Source organism: Gilvimarinus sp. 1_MG-2023, assembly GCF_030548285.1.
Genome location: NZ_JAUOSC010001596.1, coordinates 1 through 241 on the forward strand (window position 1 = coordinate 1; position 241 = coordinate 241).

The window sequence follows — 241 nt, forward strand, 5'->3', positions numbered from 1 at the left end:
GTGGTAAAAAGAAAAGCCGCAAAAAATCGCCCAGCAAGCGCCAGAAACTGAACGCCAAAAAAGCATCCGCCAGTGGTGTTGCGGCGGCGGCTACCAAAGCCAAACCAAAAGCCAAAAAGCCGAAGCGTAAAGCCGCTCCTGGACCCAAGGCCGCTCCCAAAGCTGGCTCAAAGGCCAAAAGTACCACCAAACCCTGACTAGCATACACTGAGGGCTGTTTGCCATTCGCTCGCGAGTGGCC

At 55.2% G+C, this 241-nt stretch carries 1 pseudogene; it reads left to right on the top strand.

The window, feature by feature from the left end:
• A pseudogene (locus tag Q4563_RS22185) lies at nucleotides 1-197 on the top strand (hypothetical protein); the annotation flags it as partial.
• Nucleotides 198-241: the final 44 nt, after the last annotated feature.